At 63.3% G+C, this 23,742-nt stretch carries 21 protein-coding genes; 6 read left to right on the top strand and 15 right to left on the bottom strand.

Going from position 1 to position 23,742, the window contains the following annotated elements; genetic code table 11:
- Window positions 1-17 precede the first annotated feature (17 nt).
- The 7 genes from FGL95_RS25310 to FGL95_RS25280 all read right to left on the bottom strand — a co-directional run bounded on the left by FGL95_RS25310 (window position 18) and on the right by FGL95_RS25280 (window position 8,238).
- Entirely contained in the window at window positions 18-920 is a 903-nt protein-coding gene (locus tag FGL95_RS25310; protein WP_169592487.1) for a crotonase/enoyl-CoA hydratase family protein, read from the bottom strand.
- A gap of 85 nt (window positions 921-1,005) precedes the next feature.
- Complete coding sequence (locus FGL95_RS25305; protein ID WP_169592484.1) at window positions 1,006-1,698, bottom strand: VOC family protein; 693 nt, start codon at window positions 1,696-1,698, stop codon at window positions 1,006-1,008.
- 106 nt (window positions 1,699-1,804) lie between these two features.
- Entirely contained in the window at window positions 1,805-2,722 is a 918-nt protein-coding gene (locus tag FGL95_RS25300; RefSeq protein ID WP_169592483.1) for an MBL fold metallo-hydrolase, read from the bottom strand.
- Between the two features lie 436 nt (window positions 2,723-3,158).
- Entirely contained in the window at window positions 3,159-4,391 is a 1,233-nt protein-coding gene (locus tag FGL95_RS25295; RefSeq protein ID WP_169592480.1) for an acyl-CoA dehydrogenase family protein, read from the bottom strand.
- An 83-nt stretch (window positions 4,392-4,474) separates the two neighbouring features.
- The gene (locus FGL95_RS25290) at window positions 4,475-5,272 is read right to left on the bottom strand and encodes an SDR family NAD(P)-dependent oxidoreductase (protein ID WP_169592478.1); all 798 of its coding nucleotides are present in this window, start codon (window positions 5,270-5,272) and stop codon (window positions 4,475-4,477) included.
- Between the two features lie 13 nt (window positions 5,273-5,285).
- Window positions 5,286-6,260 (bottom strand): NAD(P)H-dependent flavin oxidoreductase, encoded by a 975-nt coding sequence (locus FGL95_RS25285; RefSeq protein ID WP_169592475.1) that lies wholly within the window; start codon window positions 6,258-6,260, stop codon window positions 5,286-5,288.
- A gap of 397 nt (window positions 6,261-6,657) precedes the next feature.
- The gene (locus FGL95_RS25280) at window positions 6,658-8,238 is read right to left on the bottom strand and encodes an MFS transporter (RefSeq protein ID WP_169592472.1); all 1,581 of its coding nucleotides are present in this window, start codon (window positions 8,236-8,238) and stop codon (window positions 6,658-6,660) included.
- Window positions 8,239-8,324: 86 nt separating this feature from the next.
- Here FGL95_RS25280 and FGL95_RS25275 point away from each other — a divergent pair, with 86 nt between their 5' ends.
- The 3 genes from FGL95_RS25275 (at window position 8,325) to FGL95_RS25265 (ending at window position 10,424) form a co-directional block, all read left to right on the top strand.
- The gene (locus tag FGL95_RS25275) at window positions 8,325-8,834 is read left to right on the top strand and encodes a winged helix-turn-helix transcriptional regulator (protein WP_169592471.1); all 510 of its coding nucleotides are present in this window, start codon (window positions 8,325-8,327) and stop codon (window positions 8,832-8,834) included.
- Window positions 8,831-9,334 (top strand): PaaI family thioesterase, encoded by a 504-nt coding sequence (locus FGL95_RS25270; protein WP_169592468.1) that lies wholly within the window; start codon window positions 8,831-8,833, stop codon window positions 9,332-9,334. The genes FGL95_RS25275 and FGL95_RS25270 overlap by 4 nt, the downstream gene beginning before the upstream one ends.
- A 217-nt stretch (window positions 9,335-9,551) precedes the next feature.
- Window positions 9,552-10,424, top strand: a complete 873-nt coding sequence (locus FGL95_RS25265; protein WP_169592467.1) for an LLM class F420-dependent oxidoreductase — start codon at window positions 9,552-9,554, stop codon at window positions 10,422-10,424.
- Between the two features lie 99 nt (window positions 10,425-10,523).
- Here the strand turns inward: FGL95_RS25265 and FGL95_RS25260 are convergent, their stop codons facing one another.
- The 5 genes from FGL95_RS25260 to FGL95_RS25240 all read right to left on the bottom strand — a co-directional run bounded on the left by FGL95_RS25260 (window position 10,524) and on the right by FGL95_RS25240 (window position 16,896).
- Window positions 10,524-12,152: an amidohydrolase gene (locus FGL95_RS25260; RefSeq protein WP_169592464.1), complete on the bottom strand. Its 1,629-nt coding sequence runs from the start codon at window positions 12,150-12,152 to the stop codon at window positions 10,524-10,526.
- Between the two features lie 233 nt (window positions 12,153-12,385).
- Window positions 12,386-13,324: a TAXI family TRAP transporter solute-binding subunit gene (locus FGL95_RS25255; protein WP_206072300.1), complete on the bottom strand. Its 939-nt coding sequence runs from the start codon at window positions 13,322-13,324 to the stop codon at window positions 12,386-12,388.
- Window positions 13,325-13,348: 24 nt separating this feature from the next.
- The gene (locus FGL95_RS25250; protein ID WP_169592462.1) at window positions 13,349-14,713 is read right to left on the bottom strand and encodes an MFS transporter; all 1,365 of its coding nucleotides are present in this window, start codon (window positions 14,711-14,713) and stop codon (window positions 13,349-13,351) included.
- Between the two features lie 121 nt (window positions 14,714-14,834).
- Window positions 14,835-16,235: a sensor histidine kinase gene (locus FGL95_RS25245; RefSeq protein WP_338080016.1), complete on the bottom strand. Its 1,401-nt coding sequence runs from the start codon at window positions 16,233-16,235 to the stop codon at window positions 14,835-14,837.
- A 1-nt stretch (window position 16,236) separates the two neighbouring features.
- On the bottom strand, window positions 16,237-16,896 hold the full coding sequence (locus tag FGL95_RS25240) for a response regulator transcription factor (protein ID WP_169592459.1): 660 nt from the start codon (window positions 16,894-16,896) through the stop codon (window positions 16,237-16,239).
- Window positions 16,897-17,023: 127 nt separating this feature from the next.
- Here FGL95_RS25240 and FGL95_RS25235 point away from each other — a divergent pair, with 127 nt between their 5' ends.
- Window positions 17,024-17,185, top strand: coding sequence for a hypothetical protein (locus FGL95_RS25235; RefSeq protein WP_169592456.1), 162 nt, complete (start codon window positions 17,024-17,026; stop codon window positions 17,183-17,185).
- A gap of 31 nt (window positions 17,186-17,216) precedes the next feature.
- On the opposite strand, the gene FGL95_RS25230 is transcribed toward FGL95_RS25235, so the two are convergent.
- From FGL95_RS25230 to FGL95_RS25220, 3 genes are all read right to left on the bottom strand, one after another.
- Window positions 17,217-18,053, bottom strand: coding sequence for an alpha/beta fold hydrolase (locus FGL95_RS25230; protein ID WP_169592454.1), 837 nt, complete (start codon window positions 18,051-18,053; stop codon window positions 17,217-17,219).
- Window positions 18,050-18,667: a class I SAM-dependent methyltransferase gene (locus tag FGL95_RS25225; RefSeq protein WP_169592451.1), complete on the bottom strand. Its 618-nt coding sequence runs from the start codon at window positions 18,665-18,667 to the stop codon at window positions 18,050-18,052. Before FGL95_RS25225 ends, FGL95_RS25230 begins: the two co-directional genes overlap by 4 nt.
- A 99-nt stretch (window positions 18,668-18,766) precedes the next feature.
- Window positions 18,767-20,317: an HD domain-containing phosphohydrolase gene (locus FGL95_RS25220; protein ID WP_338080015.1), complete on the bottom strand. Its 1,551-nt coding sequence runs from the start codon at window positions 20,315-20,317 to the stop codon at window positions 18,767-18,769.
- Between the two features lie 85 nt (window positions 20,318-20,402).
- Here FGL95_RS25220 and FGL95_RS25215 point away from each other — a divergent pair, with 85 nt between their 5' ends.
- Both FGL95_RS25215 and FGL95_RS25210 read left to right on the top strand, forming a co-directional pair.
- On the top strand, window positions 20,403-20,768 hold the full coding sequence (locus FGL95_RS25215) for a cupin domain-containing protein (RefSeq protein WP_169592450.1): 366 nt from the start codon (window positions 20,403-20,405) through the stop codon (window positions 20,766-20,768).
- 373 nt (window positions 20,769-21,141) lie between these two features.
- Complete coding sequence (locus tag FGL95_RS25210) at window positions 21,142-23,742, top strand: carboxylate--amine ligase/circularly permuted type 2 ATP-grasp protein (protein ID WP_240963288.1); 2,601 nt, start codon at window positions 21,142-21,144, stop codon at window positions 23,740-23,742.

Below are 23,742 nucleotides of genomic sequence, written 5' to 3'. Positions count from 1 at the left end.
AAGATCGGGTGGCGCTGCTACCTCACAGGCGCCGAATGGGAACCCGGGCCCGTCACCCAGTCGTTGTAGAAGTCGGGCATCGTGGACGCCCGTCCTTGAAAGTCGGGCTTCCGCTTCTCCAAAAAGGCCGCCACGCCTTCCTTGCCATCGCCGACGCTGGTCCAGAACATGGCGAGCGAGTCGATCCGGTGCGCCTCGCTCGGGTGCGCCAAGGTGCCGTTGCGCCGAACCATCTGGCGACTCAGGGCAACCGCAACGGGCGAGCGCCCCCGAGTCCAAGAGTCGGCGACCGCTACGGCCTGAGTCATCAGGTCCTCGCCGGGGTGGACCTCGTCGACCAGCCCCACCGCGAGAGCCGCCTCGGCGTCGAGGATGTCGGCGCGCAGGACCAGGTCCAGCGCCGCAGACGGGCCGACGAGCCTGGGCAGGTACCACGTCGAACAGGCCTCCGGCACAATGCCGATCCGGCCGAAGACCAACCCGATTCGCGCGGAGGCGGACATCAGGCGACGGTCCATCGCCAGCGTCATCGTGGCGCCGATTCCTACGGCCGCGCCGTTGATGGCCGCGATAATTGGCTTGCGGCAGTCGTGAATGGCTAACGTGCAACGCCCACCTGTGTCGCGCACCGCGGCGATGGCCGGATCGTCGAGGTCGGCCATGTCGCCGAGGCCCGGGGTGAGCTCCTCGTCGAGCCCGAACACGTTCCCCTTACGGCTGAGGTCCATGCCAGCGCAGAACGCACGGTCCGCTCCGGTCACGATCACGGCGCGGACGGAGTCCTTGTCATTGACTGCGCGAAACGAGTGCTCGAGCTCCTCGGCCATCGTGACTGTGAACGCGTTCAGTTGCTCTGGTCGGTTCAATGTGATCGTCAAGATTCCATCGTTGAGATCGTGCCGGATCGTCTGGAACTCCATTTTCATTTCTCCTGGGATGCGGGTGTCGCATGCTGCCGAAAAGGCGCGGACTCGACGAGGACGGCCTGGCCGCGCCTCTGCGGGTTCAGGCGCGCACGAAATCGACGCCGGCGATGGTGGCGTCGGCCTCGAGCCCCTCGACGTGAAAGGCCGCGATGCCGTCGCGCTCTCCCGCGACGAAGTGCAGCTCGCCGCCGTCCAGGGCGATCCGGTCACCGTCGGCTTCGACGCCGAGGGCGGCTGCCCATGTGCTCGCCAGCATCCTCGGCTCGTGGGCAGTCAGGGTTGCTCCAGTAACTCGGAGCGGACCAATCTTGTTCGGCGCCTTCGCAATCCAATCCGGGCCGGCCCAGCGCCACGACTCCGGCTGCTCCATGCGGTCGACCGCGACGATCGCGCCAGGCACGTCGGCCGGGTGAAGATGGATGTCCGTATCGCCGTCGCGGTCTAGCTCGTAGATGACGCGCAAACCGAGCCGTTGGATTCGAGCGCGGGCGGCGGCGATGTCGTCGACCTGAAACATCGTCATGTAACCGCCGTCCCCGCCCAGCCGGTCGAGGTGGCGGCCGGCCGCCGTACCTTCTTCGACCGGCGAAATGACTTCGACGAACGTGTCACCGAGTGGCATGACGGCGTTTTGCAGGCCGAACTGGGCGACCTCCGGGTCGTTAAATGGATCACCGAGCGGAAGCGTCGCCCGCAGCGCGCCCACGACGCTATCGCGGTCGCGCGCCACGAGGACGGCCTGTCGGATGCGGGGCAAACGTGTTGGTGTCATTGGTGTTACGGGGCGCGGTGCCCGCCTGGCGGACCCGAATCCCATCCCCTTTCGATTCGTGCGTGCGGTTTCGCACATGGCTAACTGATGATGATGACGCTGGATCTCATACTTCGGCCGGCTCGACGTCCGCCGCTGTCTTGCCGGTCTCGCGGTACAGGAGTGCACCCCCGGCGGAGAACTGCAAGCTCCAGAGATTGCCGTGATAGGGGTACTTCGCGACCATGGTCGTCACCAGATCCTCGACGTCCTTGGCGACCTCATAGGCCGCGGCAAAGTCCTGAATGTAGGAACGCGTCTGGGCGATCATGGTTTCGACCGCGTAGTCATCGCCATCGGGCCTACGATGTCCCGCCACGATCATCCGCGGATTCAGGCTCTCCACCAGGGCCACGGTCTCGAGCCAGTCCGACCATTCCTCGGGCGTGGAAAGGCCGAGCATCGGATGGATTTCGTTGTAGATGGCGTCACCGGCAACCACGACATCGATCTCGGGCACGTGCACCACCGAGGTCGGATGGATGTCGGCTTGCTTGACCTCGATGATGTTCACCGGCGACCCATCGACGAAGAGGGTGTGTCCCTCGATCGGTTCGGGGAGCCGCGCTGACTTCACGCAGCTATCGCCGAAGAGCAGCTCCCACTGCCGCTCCATCAGCTCCATCGATTCCTTCATGGCTTCGATCACGTTGGGCATCGCCACACACTTTGCGCCCGGGAATCGCTCGAGAAGCGGACCGAACCCCAGGAAGTGATCGGGATGGGCGTGGGTGATGAAGATCGTCGTCAAAGACTTCCCGGTGCGCTCGATGAGATCCCCAAGCTCTCGCACGTCGTCCTTCAGGTACAGCGCATCGATCAGAATCGCCTCGGTCGGACCGCTGATCAGCGTCGCACTGGTGGGCGAAAAGGTACCGGTCGGCATCTCAGGCCAATCACCCACTGGGACGTCCGGCCACCGGCCGACATGGACCGTGGCGCGGATCGGCGGCGCGGCTACGGGCGATCGATTGTCAAGATTCATGATGTACGTACCTCCTGGTTTCGACTTGTAAGCTGCACGACTGAAACGTGCTGCCGGTCACACCAAACGTACGAAGATGCAGCGTCCGTCACGTAGGTCGAACCCGCCCAACCCCGGTAAAGAAAAGACACGGAGCCAGCGAGCTTCACTGAGGTCCTGGGACACCCCTGGGTGTACAACTCTTGGTCGAATGCGGCGCACACTAGCGCTGACCGGGTTGAAAATGACGTCGAGAATGCGCTGGTCTTCGCGCGGCACACTGAGCGAGGTTGCGACTGGGACCTAGTTCTTTACCCAGTCGGGTCCGCTGGCGTACGTCGCAGATCGCTGGTCCATTGACGAGCGCGCCTTCAGGAGAAGGCGGCCAGCTCATGCACTTTTCGCGCCTCGGATCTGGTAGTCCGAGGCGCGATGGGGTGCTGTGCCAGCACGGTGCTCAGCCGACGGCGACGGCCTCTCGCATCCGCGCGAGCTCGACTCGCGCAATGGTTCGCTTGTGAACCTCGTCAGGTCCATCCGCGAGCCGGAGGGTCCGCTGGTGCGCATAGAAACTCGCCAGTGGGAAGTCGTCCGTCACTCCCCCGCCGCCGTGAACCTGGATCGCGCGGTCGATGATTTTCAGAGCCATCTGGGGACCGGCGACTTTGATTGCGGCAATCTCGATGCGTGCCTTCCGATTGCCCACGGTGTCCATGAGCCAGGCCGTCTTGAGAGTGAGAAGGCGGACCATCTCGATTTCGATACGCGCCTCCGCAATCCAGTCCTGGATGTTCGAGCGATTGGCAATCGGCTCACCGAAGGTGACGCGACTCTGGGCCCGCTGGATCATCAAGTCGAGGGCGCGCTCGGCCATGCCGATGGAGCGCATGCAGTGGTGGATCCGTCCGGGACCAAGGCGCGCCTGGGCGATCGCGAAGCCATCGCCCTCACCTGACAGCAGAGCAGTGGCGGGGACACGGACGTCCTGAAAGTCGATCTCCGCATGTCCCTCGCGATCCATGTAACCGAAAACCGGCACGCCTCGGAGGATCGTGACCCCGGGAGTGTCGATCGGGACAACCATCATCGACTGCTGCCGGTGCGTCGGCGCCTCGAAGTCGGTCTTGCCCATGACGATGAGCACCTTGCAATTGGCGTGCAGAGCGTTCGAGGCGAACCATTTGCGGCCGTTGAGGACGTACTCGTCTCCGTCACGCACCATCGCAAGCTGGACGTTTGTGGCATCCGAGCTGGCCACCGCTGGTTCAGTCATGCAGAAGGCCGAAGCGATCTCCCCGGCGAGAAGCGGCTTCAGCCACTTCTCCTTGTGCTCCTCAGTGCCGAAGAGCTGCAGCACTTCCATGTTTCCTGTATCCGGCGCATTGCAGTTGCACGCCTCCGGGGCAAGCACTGGGCTGCGGCCCATGATCTCGGCGAGCGGCGCGTAGTCGAGGTTGCTGAGACCCGGGGACCCCCACGCCTCGTCCTGGTGCGGGTGGAAGAGGTTCCACAGACCACGCTTGCGCGCCTCGGTTTTGAGCTCCTCGAGGATTGGAGGATGGAAGTTGGGGTTGCCGGACTCAGCCATCTGTGCGGCGTACACCCCTTCCGCCGGGTAGATGTGCTCGTCCATGAAGGTGAGCAGCTCCTCCCGGTATTCCTTGCAGCGGTCCGAAAACTCGAACTCCATGTCAGTTCCTCATCTCATCGTTGGGCAAATTCGTGGTGTCCTGCTCGACGTCGTTCGTTCCAGCGGGTGCCCGTCTCGCGGGATCAAGTCCGGGCTGCGTCATGCTGTAAGCGGCGCATCCCGGCAAGCCAACGGTCGTAGTCAGATCCCTTGCGCCGGTAGTACTCGAGCACCTCGGGATGCGGGAGGACCAAGAAGGTCTCCTCTTCGATCGCAGCCAGAGTGATGGCGGCGACATCCTCGGGCTCCAGCACCCTGCCAGCCTTCGCCACGACGTTCGCCCCGAGCTGCGACGCCGCGTCGTCTGCGGCGAGCGCGTTGTGGTGGATGGCGGTGTTGACCCCCATCGGGCAGATGCAGCTCACCCGGACCCCCCGGTCTCCGTAGGTGACCGACAGCCACTCGCTGAAGCCGACCGCAGCATGCTTGGTAACCGAGTACGGCCCGGCGGCAATCTGGGTGAGCAGCCCGGCGGCCGAGGCCGTCGATACGAAGTATCCCGAGCCTCGTTCGATCCAGCCCGGCACCAGTAGGCGAGCCGCCCGTATGTGGGCAAGCAGATTGATGTCGAGGATGCGCTGCCACTCCTCATCGCTCTCCCCGATGCCAGCCTCCCCGCCGATCCCGGCGTTGGCGAAGAACAGGTCTACCGGACCGAAGTTGGCCTCGGCGGCAGTGATCATCTCCTTCAACACCTCGACCCGGGACGCATCCCCGGCTACCGCGATTCCGCCCACCGCGGCAGCGACCTGGCCAGTGCGCACGGGATCGAGATCCGCGACCACGACGTGAGCGCCCTGCTGCGCGAGTCCGGCAGCAAGGGCTGCCCCGATACCTCCGCCCCCGCCGGTCACGATCGCGACTTTGCCCGATAGCTTCACGCCCGGCTCCCCGTCACCCGACGAGGCCCGACACACGGGCGACAGCCCGTCGAGCATCGGCGATGATTTTCCTGACGACGTCATCCACCGGGTCGACTTCGTGAATGAGCCCTTGCGTCTGGCCTGCCCACCACATGCCGTCCTCCATGTCACCCTGGTCCAACACCTTGGCCCTGCCACGGACACCTGATGCGAGTGCTGCGACATCGGCGAAGGTTGCGCCAGGACGGCTGCCGATTTCCGCGACTCGCTCAGATACGGAGTTCTTCGCCACTCGCGCGCTGTTCTTGAACTGACGGAACACCACGACCGTGTCCCGCTCCGTATTCGCCACGATCTGCGCCTTCACGTTCGGATGAATCGGGGCTTCGTTGGTCGCCATGAAGCGGGTCCCCATGTTGACGGCATCGGCACCAAGGGCCAATGCGGCGGCGAGTCCTTCACCTGTGGCTATGCCGCCGCTGGCAATGACGGGGACTGAGAGTGCGCGCACCGCTGCAGGAATGAGGACCAGTCCGGGCACGTCATCCTCGCCCGGATGGCCAGCACACTCGAAGCCATCGATGCTGATCGCGTCGACACCCTTACGCTCCGCCGAAAGTGCGTGGCGCACAGAGGTCGCCTTATGGATTACTTTCACCCCGGCCCCATGAAAGTCCGGTAGATGCGGCTCGGGGCTCGAGCCGGCGGTCTCGACGACAGAGATGCCCGCTTCGATAATCGCGGCGCGGTACTCGTCGTAAGGAACCGGGTTGATGGTTGGCAGGATGGTGAGGTTGACCCCGAATGGCTTGTCCGTCAGCTCGCGCGTCCTGCGGATCTCCTCGATCAAGGCCTCAGGCGAGGGTTGGGTGAGCGCCGTGAGGAATCCGAGCGCACCGGCGTTCGCGACCGCGGAGATGAGCTGCGCGGTGCCCAGCCCAGTCATCCCGCCGCAGACAATAGGGTGCTCAACGCCGAACTGCTCAGTGAACCGGGTGCGGAACATCAGTTTCTCTTCTCTCTTTCCGGTGAACGCGTGAAATGCGCTCCAACCTTTTGGAAGCGGGACTCTGGTTGCGGTTCACCCCGGAGAAACAGTCATCCGGGGCGAACCGAGATCGCGCCATGTGCCTTCGACTTGTGTGCGGCGTCGTTCGTCGGGCACGTGGCTTAGCGTGGGTAAGCCACCGACCGACGCACGCGGTCGCTCGTTGGCGGAGCAGTCGCGGCGTGTCGGCGAGTGTCGGTATCCACGACGTACCTCCAGGTTGGGTGTGTTGGTGAGCGGAATCCGGGTGCGGCGGATCGATCCGCGACCGCTAGCTCAACGGTAGGAGCGCGTGATATCGAAGACCTAGGTTGAATGTGCCGGGCACTGGTACGCGATCGCCACACTTCCGCCGTCAGCGCGGAACGCCGGACTTTTCGTCGAGCGGCTCAGATCGCGGCGCTGGGGAAGTTTGTCCTGTGGCCGTGTGTGGCCGGTTGCGTACGAACGCCACCGTCGCCACCGCCCCCACACCGAATGCCGCAGCAATGATCCAGAGCGAAGCGTGCACACCCGAGGTGAACGCCGAACCGATTGCCGCGCTGACGTTCTCACTGAGATTTCCGTCGAGTGACCGCCCAGATGTCACCGCGCTGACAACATCCTCACGCACCGGCATCGCGACCCCGCGGGCGGTCAATTCGCTCGGCAAGTGTCCGATCAGAGTGCTGGTGAGCACCGCACCCAGCGTCGACGAGCCGAGGACCGACCCGATCTGACGAGCGGCGTTCACGGCGCCCGACGCCATGCCGGTGCGCGCGACATCGACGCTGACCATCGCGGCGGCCGTACTGGGCGCGGCAACCAGCCCGACGCCCGCACCGAAGAGCACGAACCAGAACCAGACTGCGCCGAAGTCCGTCGTTGCACTCTGAGTCAGCAGACCGAGGGCCGCGGCCGCTCCCATGAGAAGTCCACCCGCAAGCGGCAGGACGAAGCCGGTGAACCGCACCAACCGGCCAGCGACCGCCCCCACCACGACGTAGGCGCCGAACATCACGACCACCCGCACACCGGCACCGAGCGCATCGAGCTGCTGTGCCCGCTCGTAGAACAACACCTGCACTACTGCCAAGCCGGTGAAGCCGAACAAGGCGACGGCCGCGACGACACTGATGGTGGCGAACGACGCAGAACGGAAAAGTCGCACGTCGAGCATCGGCGTGTCCACCCGCAGTTCGACGACGACGAAAGCGACCAGCGCGGCAAGCGATACAGCCCAGGCGACGACGACACGCTCGTTGCTATAGCCCGCGCCGCCGCCCTCGATCAGCCCGTAAACCAGGGCAGCGATTGCGGCGGTCCCCAACAGCAAACCCGCCGGATCGAGTTGCGTCGCTGGCTGTTTCGACTCTGGAACCCCGCCGAAAGTGAATCCGAACGCTACAGCGCCGAGTACGACGGCCGGAATGAACGCGTAATTCCAGGCGAGGTGATCGAGCAGAATGCCCGACACTATCGGCCCCACCGCCAAGCCGATCCCCGACGACGCCGCCCAGAGCGTGATCAGCTCGGTGCGCCGATGCGGGTCAGGCGAAGACGCCGCAACGATAGCCAGGCTGTTGGGCAAAATCAGAGCGCCACCGACACCGGCGACGAGCTGTCCGGTGATGACCATGGAAAGGGAATCGGCAACGACGATCACCATGGCCCCCAGCGCGAGCACGACCGCGCCCAAGCGGAACAGCCGCCGGCGCCCGAACAGGTTGCCCAGCGTTCCGGCGGACAGCACCAACGCTGCCACCGCCAGTGTGTAGGCACTCGGCACCCAGACCAGAGTCGCAGGTGCGACGTGCAACGCACGACCAACTGCCCCGAGCGAAGACACCGACGCCGTGATCTGCAGAAACGTCACCATCGAGCCGATACACATCGCGATCACCGTGACGATCAGCCCTCGCTCGCCACCGTCTCGATTCGCTCGCGTAGATTCCACTTCACTCTCCTGACTTCTTATTTGACTAGTCAGATGAACGTATCGGCTGACTAGTCGTTTAACAAGTCAGCTGCTACAGTTCTCCTATGCCCGACCTCCTTCTCGACCGTGCCGAGTTGACTCTCACCAACTGCTCGATCGCCAACGCACTCGACGTGATCGGCAACCGGATCTGCTTGTTGCTGCTGCGTGAAGCGTTCCTGGGGACCCGCCGTTTCGACGACTTCGCCGAGCGCGTCGGGGTCTCGGAATCGGCCGCAGCCAAACGGCTCGCCGAACTGACCGCGGCCAACATTTTCGAGCGCCGGCCCTATCGCGAAGAGGGACAACGCGAACGGCACGAATACCGGTTGACCCAAAAAGGTGCCGAACTCCGAGTCGTGCTGTCGGCCCTGCGGGACTGGGGTGACCGATGGGAATCGGGCGAACCAGGTCCACCCCTTCACACCGTTCATCGCGGGTGTGACGCACCCGTGCACGCCGAACTGCGTTGCACCAAAGGACATCTCGTCCCCAGATCGGAGACTGCCCTGGCCCTCGGCCCAGCCCCCGACACCACCTACCCTTCGGCGGGACCAGCGGGCGGACTCCGATGAACCGGGAACGCGCGTACGCATGGGAGGACCCGATCGCGCTCGCCGCCGCCGCTAGGGTCAGCACCGGACTCGACTTCCTCACCCGAATCGGCAACGGAGAGTTGCCGATACCGCCGGTCAGCGCGACCACCGGCATCATGCCGATCGAGGTGGGAGACGGCTGGGCCATCTTCCAACTCGAGCCCGGCGAGTGGCACTACAACCCGATCGGCTCGGTTCACGGCGGCATCCTCTCCACCCTCGCCGACAGCGCTTTGGGATGCGCCGTCCATACGAAGCTCCCAGCCGGGACCGGCTATACGTCGCTGGACCTGACCATCAAGTTCACCCGAGCAGCCACTACCGACAGCGGGCTGCTTACCTGCGAAGGGCGCGTTGTGACGATCGGCCGACGCACCGCCACCGCCGAGGCAACAATCACCGACAGCAACGACAAGCTCATCGCCCACGCGGTCGCAACCTGCATGCTGCTGCCAATGGCGCCTTCGCCGCCTGCATGATGGTGGTAGGCGTGAGTCATGGTCTATCGCCGAGGAATCCGACGAGAGCTACCCGCCGGTGTCCACCGACCCTTAGCACGGCGTGCCGATCGCGAGTGCGATCCTGAGTGCCAAGCCCGACGAGGACGCGAAGGCGGACAGCGCACCGGTCGCCGACGCCACGAAGATCGCGGTGCATGCCATCCATTGAGCTGGCCGTGTGTGTGACGATTATGGAATGCGATTGGGATTGCATGCCCTAGGTATCGGTACCGGCGCTCAGCGAGGTGTGATCGACGCGGTCGCGGCTGCCGCCGAAAGCAACGGATTCGCGACGTTGTGGTCGGGCGAGCACGTGGTGATGGTGGACAAGTCAGCGTCGCGATACCCGTATGCAGACGACGGTCAGATCGCCGTGCCTGCTGTTGCGGACTGGCTCGACCCGATGATCGGTCTGAGTTTCGCGGCGGCGGCCACGAGCACAATCGGCATTGCGACCGGCGTGCTCCTGCTACCCGAGCACAACCCGGTGCTCGTCGCCAAGCAGGCCGCGACGCTCGATCGGATGAGCGGCGGCCGTCTGACGCTCGGCGTTGGCGTCGGCTGGTCCAAGGAAGAGTTCGACGCGCTCGGTGTTCCGTTCGCACGCCGCGGTGCCCGCACCGACGAGTACGTCGCCGCTATTCGAGCGCTGTGGTCTGACGATGTCGCGTCGTTCGATGGCGAGTTCGTCAGGTTCGACTCGGTGCGTGTCAATCCCAAGCCCGTCCGTGACCGACGCGTGCCGATCGTCGTCGGCGGCAACAGCGATGCCGCGCTGCGACGCGTCGCGGGCTGGGGAGACGGGTGGTACGGGTTCAATCTCGCCGGCGTCGACGAGGTCGGTGAGCGGATCGGGGTCCTGCGCGATCTGTGCCGCGAAAAGGCTCGCCACCTCAACGAGTTGCGGCTGGCCGTCGCGCTGCGCGAAGTCGAACCTAGCGACGTCGCCGCCCTAGCGGCATTGGGCGTCGACGAACTGGTGCTCGTCGAAGCACCACCGGAGGATCCCAGTGCAGCGGTCGAGTGGGTCGCGACCGTCGCGCGACTCTGGATGCCTGCCGTTCGCTAAGGATCGCGCGGACCACCGTGCTGCCATCCATCGGCAAGGCGGTGTTGGCGCGGGTGCCACCGACGCGGGAGCACCCGGCTTGGTCAAAGGTGATGATTCTCAGTTGGCGACGAGCGCTTGACCGTACACCTGTTGCCCGGCAAGGAAAGTCGCGCGGACCTCCAGGTTCTGAATGTCCTCCGGTGGGATGGTTCGCGGATCCGTCGCCAGGACGACCAGGTCGGCGTACTTGCCGACTTCGATCGATCCGATGATGTCGTCGGCGAATAGTTGCCAGGCCGCGTCGATGGTCTGGGCGCGGATCGCTTGATCGACGGTCAACCGCTGTTCGGGCGCGAGCACCCGACCGCTCGGAGCGGTGCGAGTCGTCGCGACGCTGATATTCCGCAGCGGCTCCTCCGGAGTCACCGGCGGGTCATTGTGCAGCGATATTTTCATTCCTGCAGCCACTGCCGAGCCCGTCGCCATCCACTGTGAGCCACGCTCTTCACCGAAAAGCCCGTCGACGAGAACGTCGCCCCAATAGTGGATCTGATCGACGAAGAAGCTGCAGGTAACCCCAAGCTTGACGGCGCGTTCGAGTTGGTCCGGTCGCATGGTCGAACAGTGTTCGAGCCGCAGTCGGTGATCGTCGCGCGGATGGCTCGCGAGCACTTCTTCGTATATATCGAGCACCGTGTCCACTCCGGCATCGCCCATGACATGGCACGCCATGGGCCATCCGAGCGGAAAATATGCAAATACGATCTCTCGGAGTTCCTCTGCGGTGTAGTTGGCGTGCCCGCATGAGCCAGGCGTGATCCCCATACTCCGCACTTCGGGGGTGTCGAGGTAAGGAAAAGACAGATCGATATTGCCGATCCACGGCGATCCGTCGAACCAGATTTTGATTCCCACCTGAGCTAGCATGTCGTCCCCGTTGACCGGAGCCATGTCGGTCTTCATCTCGTCATTGCAGATCTCGTAGGTGCGGAACCTAACGGTCAGCAAACCCGCGTCGTTCAGTCCGTTGAGCACCGGGTTGAACGTCGGAGTGAACGCCATTTCCGAACACGTCGTGAGCCCCGCCTTGTTCAAGCGGGCGCACTCGGCGAGAAACATCGCCGGGTATTCCTTCCCATCGCCGAGCACCGGCGCAAGGAGTGGGAAGATCGCACCTGACTCTTCGGCCTTGCCGTTGAGTTCACCATTGGCATCTCGACCGTAGAGTGCGCCCTTGGGATTGACCGTGTCTCGGGTCACGCCGGCACCCCGGGCGCTCGCGGAGTTGAAGTATGCCAAGTGCCCAGAGTTATGCAGGATGACGAGCGGTGTTTCCGGAGCCATCGAATCGAGCCACGCCAGCGTGACCTCCGGCAATCCAACCTGCAACAGTGGATCCCAGCCCTGCAAGTAGGCACCAGAAGCGCCTCGCTTGGCGACCTCGTTTGCGACCGCTGCGACCACATCGTCGGGACTTCGCATGGTGACCGGCCTAATGTCAGCCATACTGTCCGAAAGGACGAGGGCCTCCATGAGCGGATGTCCATGTGCCTCAATCAAACCCGGCATGACGCACGCGTCGCCGAGCTCATGCACTTGTGTGTTCGGACCGATCCAACTCTCCACGTCGGAGCGCTTCCCTACTGCGACGATCCGGCCGTCCGCGACTGCAAGGGCTTCAGCAGTGGGTTGCGAATCATCGACGGTCAGAACCGTGCCGATTATTACGAGATCAGCAGAAGACATCGCACCTCCAGAAATGGGCTCACCACAATCGTCGCAACGCGCTCAGATCCCGCCCCGGGCAGAAAGAGCAAATCGAGTATGCGCCTCGTGCTCCAGCAAGATCGTCTTTACTGCGAGCTTTCGCATCAACAATTTCGAAAGTCGCGGTAGTCACCTCAGCCGTCGTTGTCATTCACTCGCATCGCTAAGCCGAAATAGGCCGCGCAGCATGCTGTCTGTTACAGCATTTCCGATCAGCCGTGTCGTTTGCGATATTCCCGTTCGGCCCCCGGGTGCAGGGGGACGCTGCCGGTCATGACGAGTGATCGGGCGTCGAGAAATTGGCTCCCGATCGCCTGCCCGGGAACGAGAGCAGCCGACTGGTCGAGAAGCAGGCCCACCAGTGCCGCGACAACGCCGTCCGGCACCGCGGGGTGTGCCAACATCAGATTCGGAATTCCTACTGTCGTCACCTTCGCGTGTTTGCCGTACACGTCGGCGGGAATCGGCACCGACTCGTAGGCGGTGCCGAAAGAACTCCGCAGGTTCGCCACGACTTCACCCAGATCGAGCAAGCGGATGGCGGTACGAGCATCGGCAAACGCTGGAGTCGGTAGCCCGCCCGCCCACATCACGGCGTCGACCTCGTTGTTGGACAGGGCTTCTGCCGCAGAGCGCATCGACAACTGGACCTGCTGCACTGCACCGGGATCCCCCAAACCCGCTGCGTCGAAGATTCGTTGCGAAACCACGGCCGCACCGGACCCCGGGGCACCGATACTGACGCGCAAGCCCCGCAGATCCGCGACTGCCTCGATGGCCGAGTCCGCACGCACTGCGACCTGGAAGTAATTCTCGTAGACGCACCCGACCGCCGCCAGATTCGAACTCCGGTGGCTGTAGGCGGCGTCGATGAGCGTCATCGCCAGGTCAGCTCGCCCGGAATCCAATGCTTGGAGATTGTCGATGGAACCAGCGGTCGTGAGCGGAATAATCTCCGCTGCATCGGTTTTCGCGGCAGCGGCGGAGAGCAGGCCTGCAAACTCCCAAAAGAACCCGCCCACTTCGCCTGCTGCGAAACGTAGTTGCGGCGCCGGGGCCGATGCACAGGAACCCACCGCAGTAGCCCCGAGTGTCAACAAACAAGCCCGCAGCGTCGCTCTCCTGGAGAGCAACGCTGCGGGCTTGGCCATGTCAGTCACTGTAAGCGTGGCGTCCTACTGAAATGCTCGGCCCTGCTCGCGGTCGAGGACGGTCTCTGCCTTGTTCCGTAGAACGAAGATGTAGACCAACAGAGATATCCCGATCACGACCGTCACGTAGAAGATGAACCACGAAACATGGCCACCGCTCTTCGCCGCCTGGTAGATCAGCGGTGCGGTACCACCGAACGCAGAGTTGGCGAGCGCGTAACCGAGACCGACACCGAGTGCACGGACGTGCGAGGGGAACAACTCAGCCTTCACGATCGCATTGATCGAGGTGTAACCGGTCAGGATGACGTAACCGACGCATACCAGGGCGAGCGACTGGACCACCGAGGTTGCCGTCGGCAGGTATGTGATGAGCACGTACGTGTACAGCACGCCGCCGATTCCGAAGAAGACGAGGAGCGGCTTGCGACCCACCTTGTCGCTGATCAGTCCTCCGATGGGCTGCAGCAGCATAAGGAAGATCAAACCGAAGAGGTTGATCCATGTGCCGGTCATTCCCCGGTCGTCGTATGCGGTCTTGATCATCGAGGGCGCGTTGACACTGTAGGTGTAGAAAGCGATGGTGCCACCGGCCGTCACCAGGAAGCAGATCAGCAGCGCTCGCCAATATTTGCCGATGAGTTCTTTTATCGAACCGGAGGCTTGGTCGGCTCCGCTGCGTACGGCGTCGAGCTGATCCTTCGTCAGCGATTCGTCCATGCTGCGGCGCAGCCAGAACACAACTACCGCCGCGACGCCACCGATGAAGAAGGCTATGCGCCAACCGAATTCCTCGAGCTGCCCACGGTCGAGGAATACCTGCATCAGCAGCAGGGTCACCTGTGCGAGAACATGCCCGCCGATCAGGGTGACGTACTGGAACGACGAGAAGAAACCACGACGCTCGCGAGTGGCGGCCTCGGACATGTAAGTCGCCGATGCGCCGTATTCTCCACCGGTCGCGAAGCCCTGGACCAGACGGCTCAGGACGAGGATCACCGCCGCCCATACGCCGATGCTCTCCCGTCCGGGGGTGAGGGCGATGACCAGCGAACACGCGGCCATCAGGGAGACACTGAACGTCAGCGCTGCACGGCGCCCGTTGCGATCGGCGTAGCGGCCGAAGAACCACGATCCGACCGGCCGCATCAAGAAGGTGACGGCGAAGATGGCGTAGACGTAGAGCGTCGAATTCTTTTCCGCCGAGTCGAAGAACTGGTTCTCGAAGTACGTTGCGAAGACGGTGTAGACGTAGACGTCGTACCACTCGACAAGATTGCCCGACGACCCTCGCAGCGTGTTGAGCACTGCGCGACGAGTCGCAGCCGGCGAGGAGATAGTCGGAGGGGTTGGCGGCGATTCGGCTGTCGAGGTGGCCTCGTTGGCCATGGGTAGTCCTTCCAAAAGGGGCTGATGCGGGTTGCCGGACGGTGCGCAGCAACCGAAGCCCTCCTACTGTGACCGCCGGCACACCCCATAACCAAGCTGTTTCGGATTTCCTAACACTCCCTTAGGAAAGCGCGTCGGTCCTCGGCAGCTGGAGTTCGATCCGTAGTCCTGATGGTCGACGCCCACTGACCTGGAGACTTCCGCCTGCCCGCTCAGTCAGCGCGTGGACAATCGACAGACCGAGACCGGTGCCTGTGCCCGGGGCGCTCGCGGCCCGGTAGAACCGGTCGACGATGTTCGGCAGCTCCTCGGCGGGCACGCCGGGTCCGGTATCGGAAACGAAGATCGCGACCTCATGTTCGAGCGATCGGTAGCCGATCTCGACCTCCGCACCGGCACCGGCGTACTTGGTCGCGTTGCTCAGTAGCGCGTCGAGAATTCGGATCAGGTCGTCTTGCGGGAGTGCAGCGAGGTGGGTTTCATCGGACCCTGCGATCCTCGGGGTTATCCCGGCCACCGTCATTGCACTCGACCAGAATTCGACTCGCTCTGCTACCGCCGCGCCCACATCGCATCCGGCGGACTGGGTGTGGGCGGGTGTCTCGGCAGCGGCCAGGACAAGCAGATCTTCGACGATGGTAGTCAGCCGATCGACCTCCAGAGTCGTCTTCAAATGTGCCGAAGCTGCCGAGTCCGGCACCCTCATCCCTAGGATGTCAAGCCGAATCCGCAACGCTGCCAGCGGGTTACGGAGAGCGTGGGCCGTGTCGGCCACCAGCCGTCGCTGCGCGGTCGTTGCCGACTCGACGTCTTCTGCCATCGCGTCGAATGCGCCGGACAGTTCTCGAACCTCGGGCGGCCCGTCATATGCGGGCGGCTCGGGACTTCGAGACTCTTCGATCGACACCTGGTCGTGGAATTTGTCCCCGAACGTATGGACACGCGACGACAGTGCAGTCAGCGGACGAACCACCCAGCGCGACAACGCCGCGGCGATCACCGCAACGGTGACCAAAATCAGCAGGGCACTGCCAGCAATAACCATCCAGGCCAGCGCGACGTCCCTGCGTGCAGGACCGGTCGAAGCCGCAATCACCACGGCGCCGTCGACTTGCGTTCCGCCACCGACCGGTGCTGCAAACAACACCGAAGGCTGCGACCACGGCGTCAAACCCGAAGGGACGAAACCACGTTGGTTACGCAAAGCCCCCGCGATGGCCTGCTGCACGTCAGCTCGCTCGACGTTCAGGCCCGCCGAAGCACGGACAGCCCCGGTTCGGTCGACGATCGCTATCCCCTCGTCGTACAGGCTGTTGTAGCGCTGCACGGACTCTTGGATCCGAGGTATGCCGGATTCGTCCTCACGCGAACTCAACTCGGCGAAGAACGTTGCTGCCGCGGCACGGGTTTCGCTGAAACGCTGCACTCTTTCCCGTCCGACGAGAACTGCCAAGGGCACCGACAGCGCGAGCACGACAATGGTGGAGTAGATCATGAGCACCACCAGCACACGGCGTCGCACGTCAGGTAACCCAGCGGTAGCCGAAGCCGCGGATGGTCACGATGGTGCCCGGTCGGTCGAGTTTCGAGCGCAGCGCCGTCATGTGCACGTCCAGGGTCCGCGAAATTGCGACGTATGCGTCACCCCAAATTGCGTCCATCAACTGCTCCCGACTGACTGCTTCACCACGCCGGGTGACCAGATTAGCCAGCAGCTCGAATTCCTTGGTTGTCAGCGCCGCACGCCGCCCGTTCACTTCTACGCTGCGGCCGACGAGATCGACGACGATATCGCCGAGCACGAGCTTGTCGGCAGCGGAATCGCTCGTCGTATGGCGACGCCGGGCGGCAACCTGGAGTCGCGCGTGTAACTCCCCAAGTCGAGCTGGTTTGACGACGTAGTCGTCCGCGCCGCCGCGTAATGCCCGGACCACCGAGCGCTCGTCGTCCCGGGCGGTCAGCACCACCACCGGAACCGAACTCAAGGTCCGTAGTTTGCGCAGGACCTCGAGGCCGTCCATGTCCGGCAATCCGAGATCCAGTAGTACGACGTCCATCTCGTGGTGCCCGAGCAGAACATCGGTGCCGCGGCGCATACGGACAGGCTCATGCCCCACCTCGGTCAACGCATCCACTAGCGCGTCCCCGACGCCGTCGTCGTCTTCCACCACCGCTATGCGCATCGGTCTCGAGTCACCTCGCATGGGTCAATGACTACCGGGGCGAGCACGGCGGTACCGGTTACCGGCCGCCTACGACACGCAGCTGTCCGAACGATTGATTACACCACCTGCAGCTCCCGTCGACGTAGTGGTGACCGTCTTCACGTTCGCACTCGTCGGATGCGCATCCGCTGCTGCACGTGAGCATTTGGCCACATCGACACCGCTCACCGTCACAGCCCGGGTGGTCCCGCTCCAGCAGATCGTCTTGCCGAGCGTCGCCACTCTTCTGTTGCCGCCCTCCCGCTGATCGTGCGTCCGCTACCAATCTGCCCAAAAACTCATCCAGCGTGGCGATCGAGGAATCGATCGATGACCGCCATGACGTCGGCCGTGATGGCGTGACCGGTATTCGGAACAACCGACAGCTCGCCATTCGGCAAGGCGCGAAACGTGGCTACCCCGTCCTCGGCCGTGCAGAAGTCGTCGCGGTCACCAAACACGACCAACGTCGGGACAGTGATCGACCGAAGGTCGTCATAGGCGTAGCCGGGCCAATGGGCAGTTCGTTCGAAGGCCTGCCTCAAGTACTCGCGCCAGTGCCCTGTCCCTTGTGCGCCGTCTTGGTCCGCGACCATCATGTCGAAGAACGAACCCATCCCCGACGTTTCGAAGAACAGTGCGGCCGCATCGGGATCGCCGGACGTTGCATCCGGAGCGCCGCCAAGCATCTGCCGCATTATGGGGAACGAGTGCGAGTCCGGGTTGAGCAGATCGTGGCCTGCATCGTTGACGATCGCTCGCACCGAACCTGGGTGGCGAATCCCGACAACCGTCGCCGTCGTTCCGCCTTCGCTGAACCCACACACCGTCGGCCGGTCCAGATCGAGCTCGCCGATCAAGGCGGCGACGTCGTCGGCCAGGGTCGAGAACGAGACCGATCCACCCCGATGAATTGTCCGCCCACTACCGCGAGTGTCAGGGGCGATGACGCGGAAACGCTCGGCCAGCGACGGCAGGAACGACCCGAACGATATGGGTGTCCGATCCCATAAAGGATTTGTGGAGACCAAACCACCGTGAAGAAGGACGACTGGTTCGCCCGCACCTATTTCGGTGTAGTGAATGTCGATCCCGTTCGCGCGAACATAGTGCGCTGCAACGTCCGTCGTAGTCATGACGCCACCGCGTAGCCGACTGAAAGCGCGCCCATGGGTTTCGGCGTCGCCGCCTGATAGAACTGGTCGAGTTCCTTGATCACAAATCCCGCGTCTGTGAGTAGTTGAGGAATGTTGCGCGTGAGATGGCAACCGCCGAAGATCGCTTTCTCCATTGGATCGAGCCGACGTTGCCACCGTTGCACGCCTTCGTCCGGAGCGTGGCCGTGCTCGGCGAAGTGCAGTGCACCATCGGGTTTCAGCACGCGACGGAGTTCGAGCAAGGCCGACGCGACGTCCGGAATGGTGCACATTGTCCAGGTCGACAGTGCGCAATCGAAGGACGCGTCAGCGAAGGGCAGTTTCTGTCCGTCGAGTCCGGCCCGCTCGATGGGAACAGGCGAATCGGCAATTCGCTTCGACGCGAGATTCCACGCGACATCGGAGGGTTCGACGGCACTCACCTGTTCGACCTCCGATCCGTAGAACACGATGTTGTGGCCCGACCCGAATCCGATTTCGACGACACGCCCGCGCAAGCCTCTGCACGCTTTGTCTCGAATAGGACGAGTGTCCTTTGTCCCACAGGCAACATCGATCAGTCGAGGTAATAGTTGCGAACTGTAGATACCCATCGCGAGACTCCTTGCGCCGCATGCCGGTTTGGTTCGGAATCGACATTACGAGTGCTTCGTTGTCGCCACATGAGGCGTTAACCCCATTTATTCGCCCGACTACTCGGGCAGTAGTCCGTTCTGCATTGCGAAGAGCCCCGCGGCGGCGCGACTGTTCGCATCGATCTTTGTGTAGACGTGCTCGACATGGTTACCAACGGTCTTCTTCGAAATCACAAGCTCGTCGGCGATCTGCTTGTTCGACAATCCGCGGGCGACGAGCCTGAGCACTTCGATTTCACGGGCCGTAAGCCCAGCAGGACCCTCGATTCGGCGTCGTGTGCGATGTCCCGCGGCCCCGAGCACGGCCTCGACTGCATCCGGGTCGAATCGACCTGCCGCAGTCTCAGCTCGCAGGTTCTGTGCGGCCAATTCCGGGGTCATTGCCGATCGATGCGGGCGAGGTTCACACATCGCCTGATAGGAATCGGCAGCCGCGAGAATGCGCGCGTGGGTCGAGATCGCCGATCCCGCAAGTCCGCGCGGGTAACCAGAGCCGTCCATGCGCTCTCGGAATTGTGCCGCAACTCTGCCCAGCGGCGCGAGAACGTCCGAACGCGCGAGCATTCGCTCGGTCAGATACGGATGCATGCGGACCCGCTCCCACTCACCCATCCCGAGTGGACCGGCCTTGTCCCAGATCGCGTTGGAAATGCCGAGACGGCCGAACCCGCTGATGAGCCCTGCCCGGAATAGCGACCGAACATCATCGGAAGGCACCCCGAGTCGTTCGCCCGCATTCGATGCGAGTTCGGCAACCGCCCGCGAATGGCCAAGTGTGTAAGGCGATTTCAAATCGACGAAGTCAGCGATCGCGACAAGCGTGCTGTCGAACTGCTCCGGTGACAGCACGACGGCAAGTGCCGGCTCGGATTCGATGACCGAATCCCATGTGTGGACCGTGTCCAGTCCAGACGAGATATGTTCTCCCGCTGTGCAAATCAACCTCGACAGCGCTGGGTCGAACTGCTTCCCACCGCGCCTGTTTGCCATTTCGGTCGCCGCTGCGAGGCCACCGGTGCGCAAGGCGACCTCGATGAATTCCGCGATCTGCACAATTCGCGCTTCGATCGGAATCTGCTCGCCCGCAAGGTCGCCGGGTGTTCCGCGGCCGTCCCACTGCTCGTAGCACGCACCGAGCGCGTTGATTACGCTGGCAGGCAACGACAATCGCTGAGCAAAGACCTGGGCCAACTGGGCATGATGGCTGATCATGGCACTGATTTCACGTGCACCCGATACTGCGAATTCCAGGCCGACGCGGATCCGTTGCAGCGGAGGATTCCCAGCCCCTATTAGTCGCAACCCGGCCGCGACCTCGCGCAGGGTGCCGATCTCGTGGTCGTACTTGCCCGATTTGAGCGCGATATCGTCCCCGAACCATTTCGCCTGCTCATGAGCATCCGTGTGACAGCCCACGTTGACCAGCAACGACGAATAATAGACCGCCGCACGATCGGTCTCGTCCAGTCCCATCCGCTCGGCCAACGCGAGCGCGATCAGCGTTTGACGCAAGACATGCTCCATCGGCTGCCCGAATCCGAGATCGATTCCGAGGGACAACGCGGCAACCAATTCGGCAAGACGAACGCCGCCATGCTTCACAGTCACGTGCCAAGCCTATCGGCGACGCATTGCACCGAGGCGGCATTAGGCGGACGATTGAGCAGGTCGGGGACGGTACCGAGGAGACACCATGTCCACCCTGACGTCACGCAACTTCGACTCCCCCGACGAAACCCGCACACCGGACAAAACCAGGATCGACGTTGTCGATCTCGGCGGCCCGAAGGCGGCGCGCTTGACCGCACAACCGGGTTGGCGGTGGTCGGAATGCATCAAACCCGTTGTCGGCGGAGACAGCTGCCAGACGCGGCACCTCGGAGTGGTCGTCTCCGGGCGCATCCACGTAGCGCATGAGGACGGAACCGAGGCTGAGGTCGGTTCTGGCGACGCTTATGCCATCGAACCTGGTCACGACGCGTGGGTGGTTGGCGATGAGCCGTTCGTCGCCTATGAGTTCGATACGACCGCAGCTAGCACGTATGCGCGTCCGTCCTAGCGGGCGGGTGCGAGCCTGTGCCAGCACCTGATTCGTAGGCGGACTGCATCGCTGCATAGTCGAACGTGCCCCGGCGCGCGATGTGGCTTGTTCTGAAGGCGCGTCGCGTAATAAATCGCGGCCCAACTGGGTATTCGAACCATGTGACTCGCACCGGGCCCCTCCGAATACTCCCGCCTATGTTTCCAAGCTCGCACTCGGTCGTCGTTCCTTCGCGGGATCGGCCGGATCGCCCAGTCCCGCGGCCTGCCCGAAGCGGCTGTTACAGAAGAGCGCGGTTGAGGAAACAGCCTCGCGGTGACCGACGATCCGAGTGCCGCGCTGTCGCATTTGGTTATTGGAAGCTGCAGAGTTCGATCATCGTGGCGACGTAATGTCCGGCAAACCCGAGGTGGACCTGGACATCAGGTCGCCGACTATGGGGGTCGAGGAAGAGTTTCACATCGTCGACGCCACCACTCGACGATTAGCCCCGCGTGCGCCGGAGTTGTTGAGCGGACTTCCTGAGGGCTACGTCGCGGAGCTGCAACGGTGTGTCATCGAAATAAACACCGGTGTATCCGACAGCCTCGAATCGTTGCGTGCAGATCTGCAGAACCGCAGGTCGGTGCTGGTAGAGGCTGCGTCGAGGCTCGGACTCAGCATTGTCGCTGCGGGCGCCGTTCCATTGTCGGTACCTGCGGAGATGCTGGTGACGCCGACCGCGCGGTATCGTCGCATGCTCGCCGACTACCAACTGCTCGCGCGCGAACAGCTGATATGCGGCACTCAGGTGCACGTCGGTGTCGCCGATCGTGACGAGGCCGTCGCGGTGGCCGGTCGAGTTGCACCTGATTTGCCGATCCTGCTGGCACTGAGTACCAGCTCACCGTTCTGGGCGGACGGATCCGACACCGGCTATTCGAGCGCTCGTACCTTGATCTGGCAGCGCTGGCCGACGACCGGTCTTGCTGCCCCTGCGCAGACGGCCGCGGAATACGACGCGTTGGTTGACGACTTGGTCTCCAGTGGGGTGATAGCCGATGCGGGAATGGTGTATTTCGATGTTCGGCCGTCCAACTCTGCGCCGACGGTCGAACTACGGGTATGTGACAGTTGCCCTTTGGTCGACACCATCGTGTTGGTTGCAGGACTATTTCGCGCGCTGGTCACCCGTGAACTCGCTGCGCTACGCGCTGGAATCCCGCCGCGCGGCCTCACTCCCCCGCTAGGTCGCGCAGCTCTCTGGCGTGCGGCTCGCTCCGGCTTGGAGGGTGACCTCGTCGACCTGACCGGTCCGGTCAGCCGACCGGCGTCCGAGGTCGTGTGGCAGCTGGTCCACTCGGTACGACCGCAGCTCGAGGCTGCCGGCGATTGGGACGTGGTATCGGAACTGACAAGGCAGGCGCTTCAGGCTGGCACATCGGCAGCACGACAAAGGACGGCTCTGCGTCGCCGCGGCCGATTGACCGACGTCGTCGACCAGCTGATCGCCGAGACAGCCGGACGGGCGCCGAGTCCTCCTTCCGCGAGCGAGAAGGACCGCACGCTGCTGGTTGGGTATCACCCCACATCGTCCGGCGATTCCGCCGGCTTCGACGAGGCGATCGATCATGCGGGCAACCCTCGGCCCGCGTACCGGGAGCTTCTTGCCGCGATCGCCCGGCTCGACGTTCCCGCGCTGCGCGAGCGAGAGAACAACATCGAACATGAGCAGCGTGCCGAGGGCATCATGTTTCGCGTTTCCGGACAGGACCGCGCCCAAGTCTTTCCGATCGATCTGGTCCCGCGCATCATCTCCGCGAACGAATGGAGCCATATCGCGCACGGCGTCGAGCAGCGGGTCAGGGCGCTCGATGCATTTTTGCGCGACGTCTACACCGAGCAGGCAATCGTGTCCGACGGCGTCGTCCCGCTCCAAGCACTCGATCGGGCGTCCGGGTTTCGCTCTACCGGTCGACTCGTAGGAAACGCCCTGCGCGCTCATGTCGCGGGAGTCGATCTGGTCTGCGATCGTGCCGGGAATTGGCTGGTGCTGGAAGACAATCTGCGTGTTCCATCGGGCGTTGCCTATGCAATCGCCAATCGTCGCCTGCTCTGCGAGCATGCCCCGGAACTGGCTTCTCCTGCCGACGTTGCCGACTTGGGCCACGTGGCGGAGATGCTGCGGGAGACATTGCGCGCGGCGGCACCGTTGCATAGCCAGGACAATCCTGAAGTGATTCTGCTCAGCGCCGGCTGGGAAGACTCGGCGTGGTACGAACATTCCTTTCTCGCCGATCAGATGGGGATCGAGGTAGTGCGACCGTCGGATCTATCGGTCCGCGACGGAAAGTTGTTCCGCCACCGCAATTCCGAAGCCATCGCTGTCGACGTCGTCTACGCCCGCATGGACGAGGACATGCTGCTCTCGACCTCGGATCACTCGGGTGCGCCACTGCGACAGGGCATTCGTGAGGCACTCGTGTCGAAGAAGTTGTCGATCGTCAACGCGCTTGGCAACGGCATCGGCGACGACAAGGCAATCTATCCATATGTGCCCGACATGATTGCGTACTACCTGGGTGAAGAGTCGGTGCTCGAGCAAGTACGCACGTGGATATGTGCCGAACGCGACCAACGCGACTACGTCCTCGACCATCTCGGCGATCTGGTCGTCAAGCCGGTCGACGGTCTGGGAGGACGGGGTGTCGTCATCGGACCCGATGCGAGTGACGCGGCCATCGAAGAACGTCGACGTGAGCTGCTGACTCAACCGGAACGCTTTGTCGCACAAGAAATGATCGCGCTGTCCACGCATCCGACGTTCGAAGGAGACGGGTTGTATCCCCATCACGTCGACTTACGGGCCTTTGTTCATCTGCGCCCCAGTACGACCGGGCCTGTTGCCCATGTGGTGCCTGCCGCTCTGACCCGGGTCGCGGCGCGAGGCACGCGCATCGTCAACTCCGCATCGGGCGGTGGGAGCAAAGACACCTGGATCATGAGGGAGTAA

Origin of the sequence: Antrihabitans stalactiti (assembly GCF_012932915.1) — a bacterium.
Classification (GTDB): Bacteria; Actinomycetota; Actinomycetes; order Mycobacteriales; family Mycobacteriaceae; genus Antrihabitans; species Antrihabitans stalactiti.
This window is presented reverse-complemented; position numbering and strand designations above follow the sequence as displayed.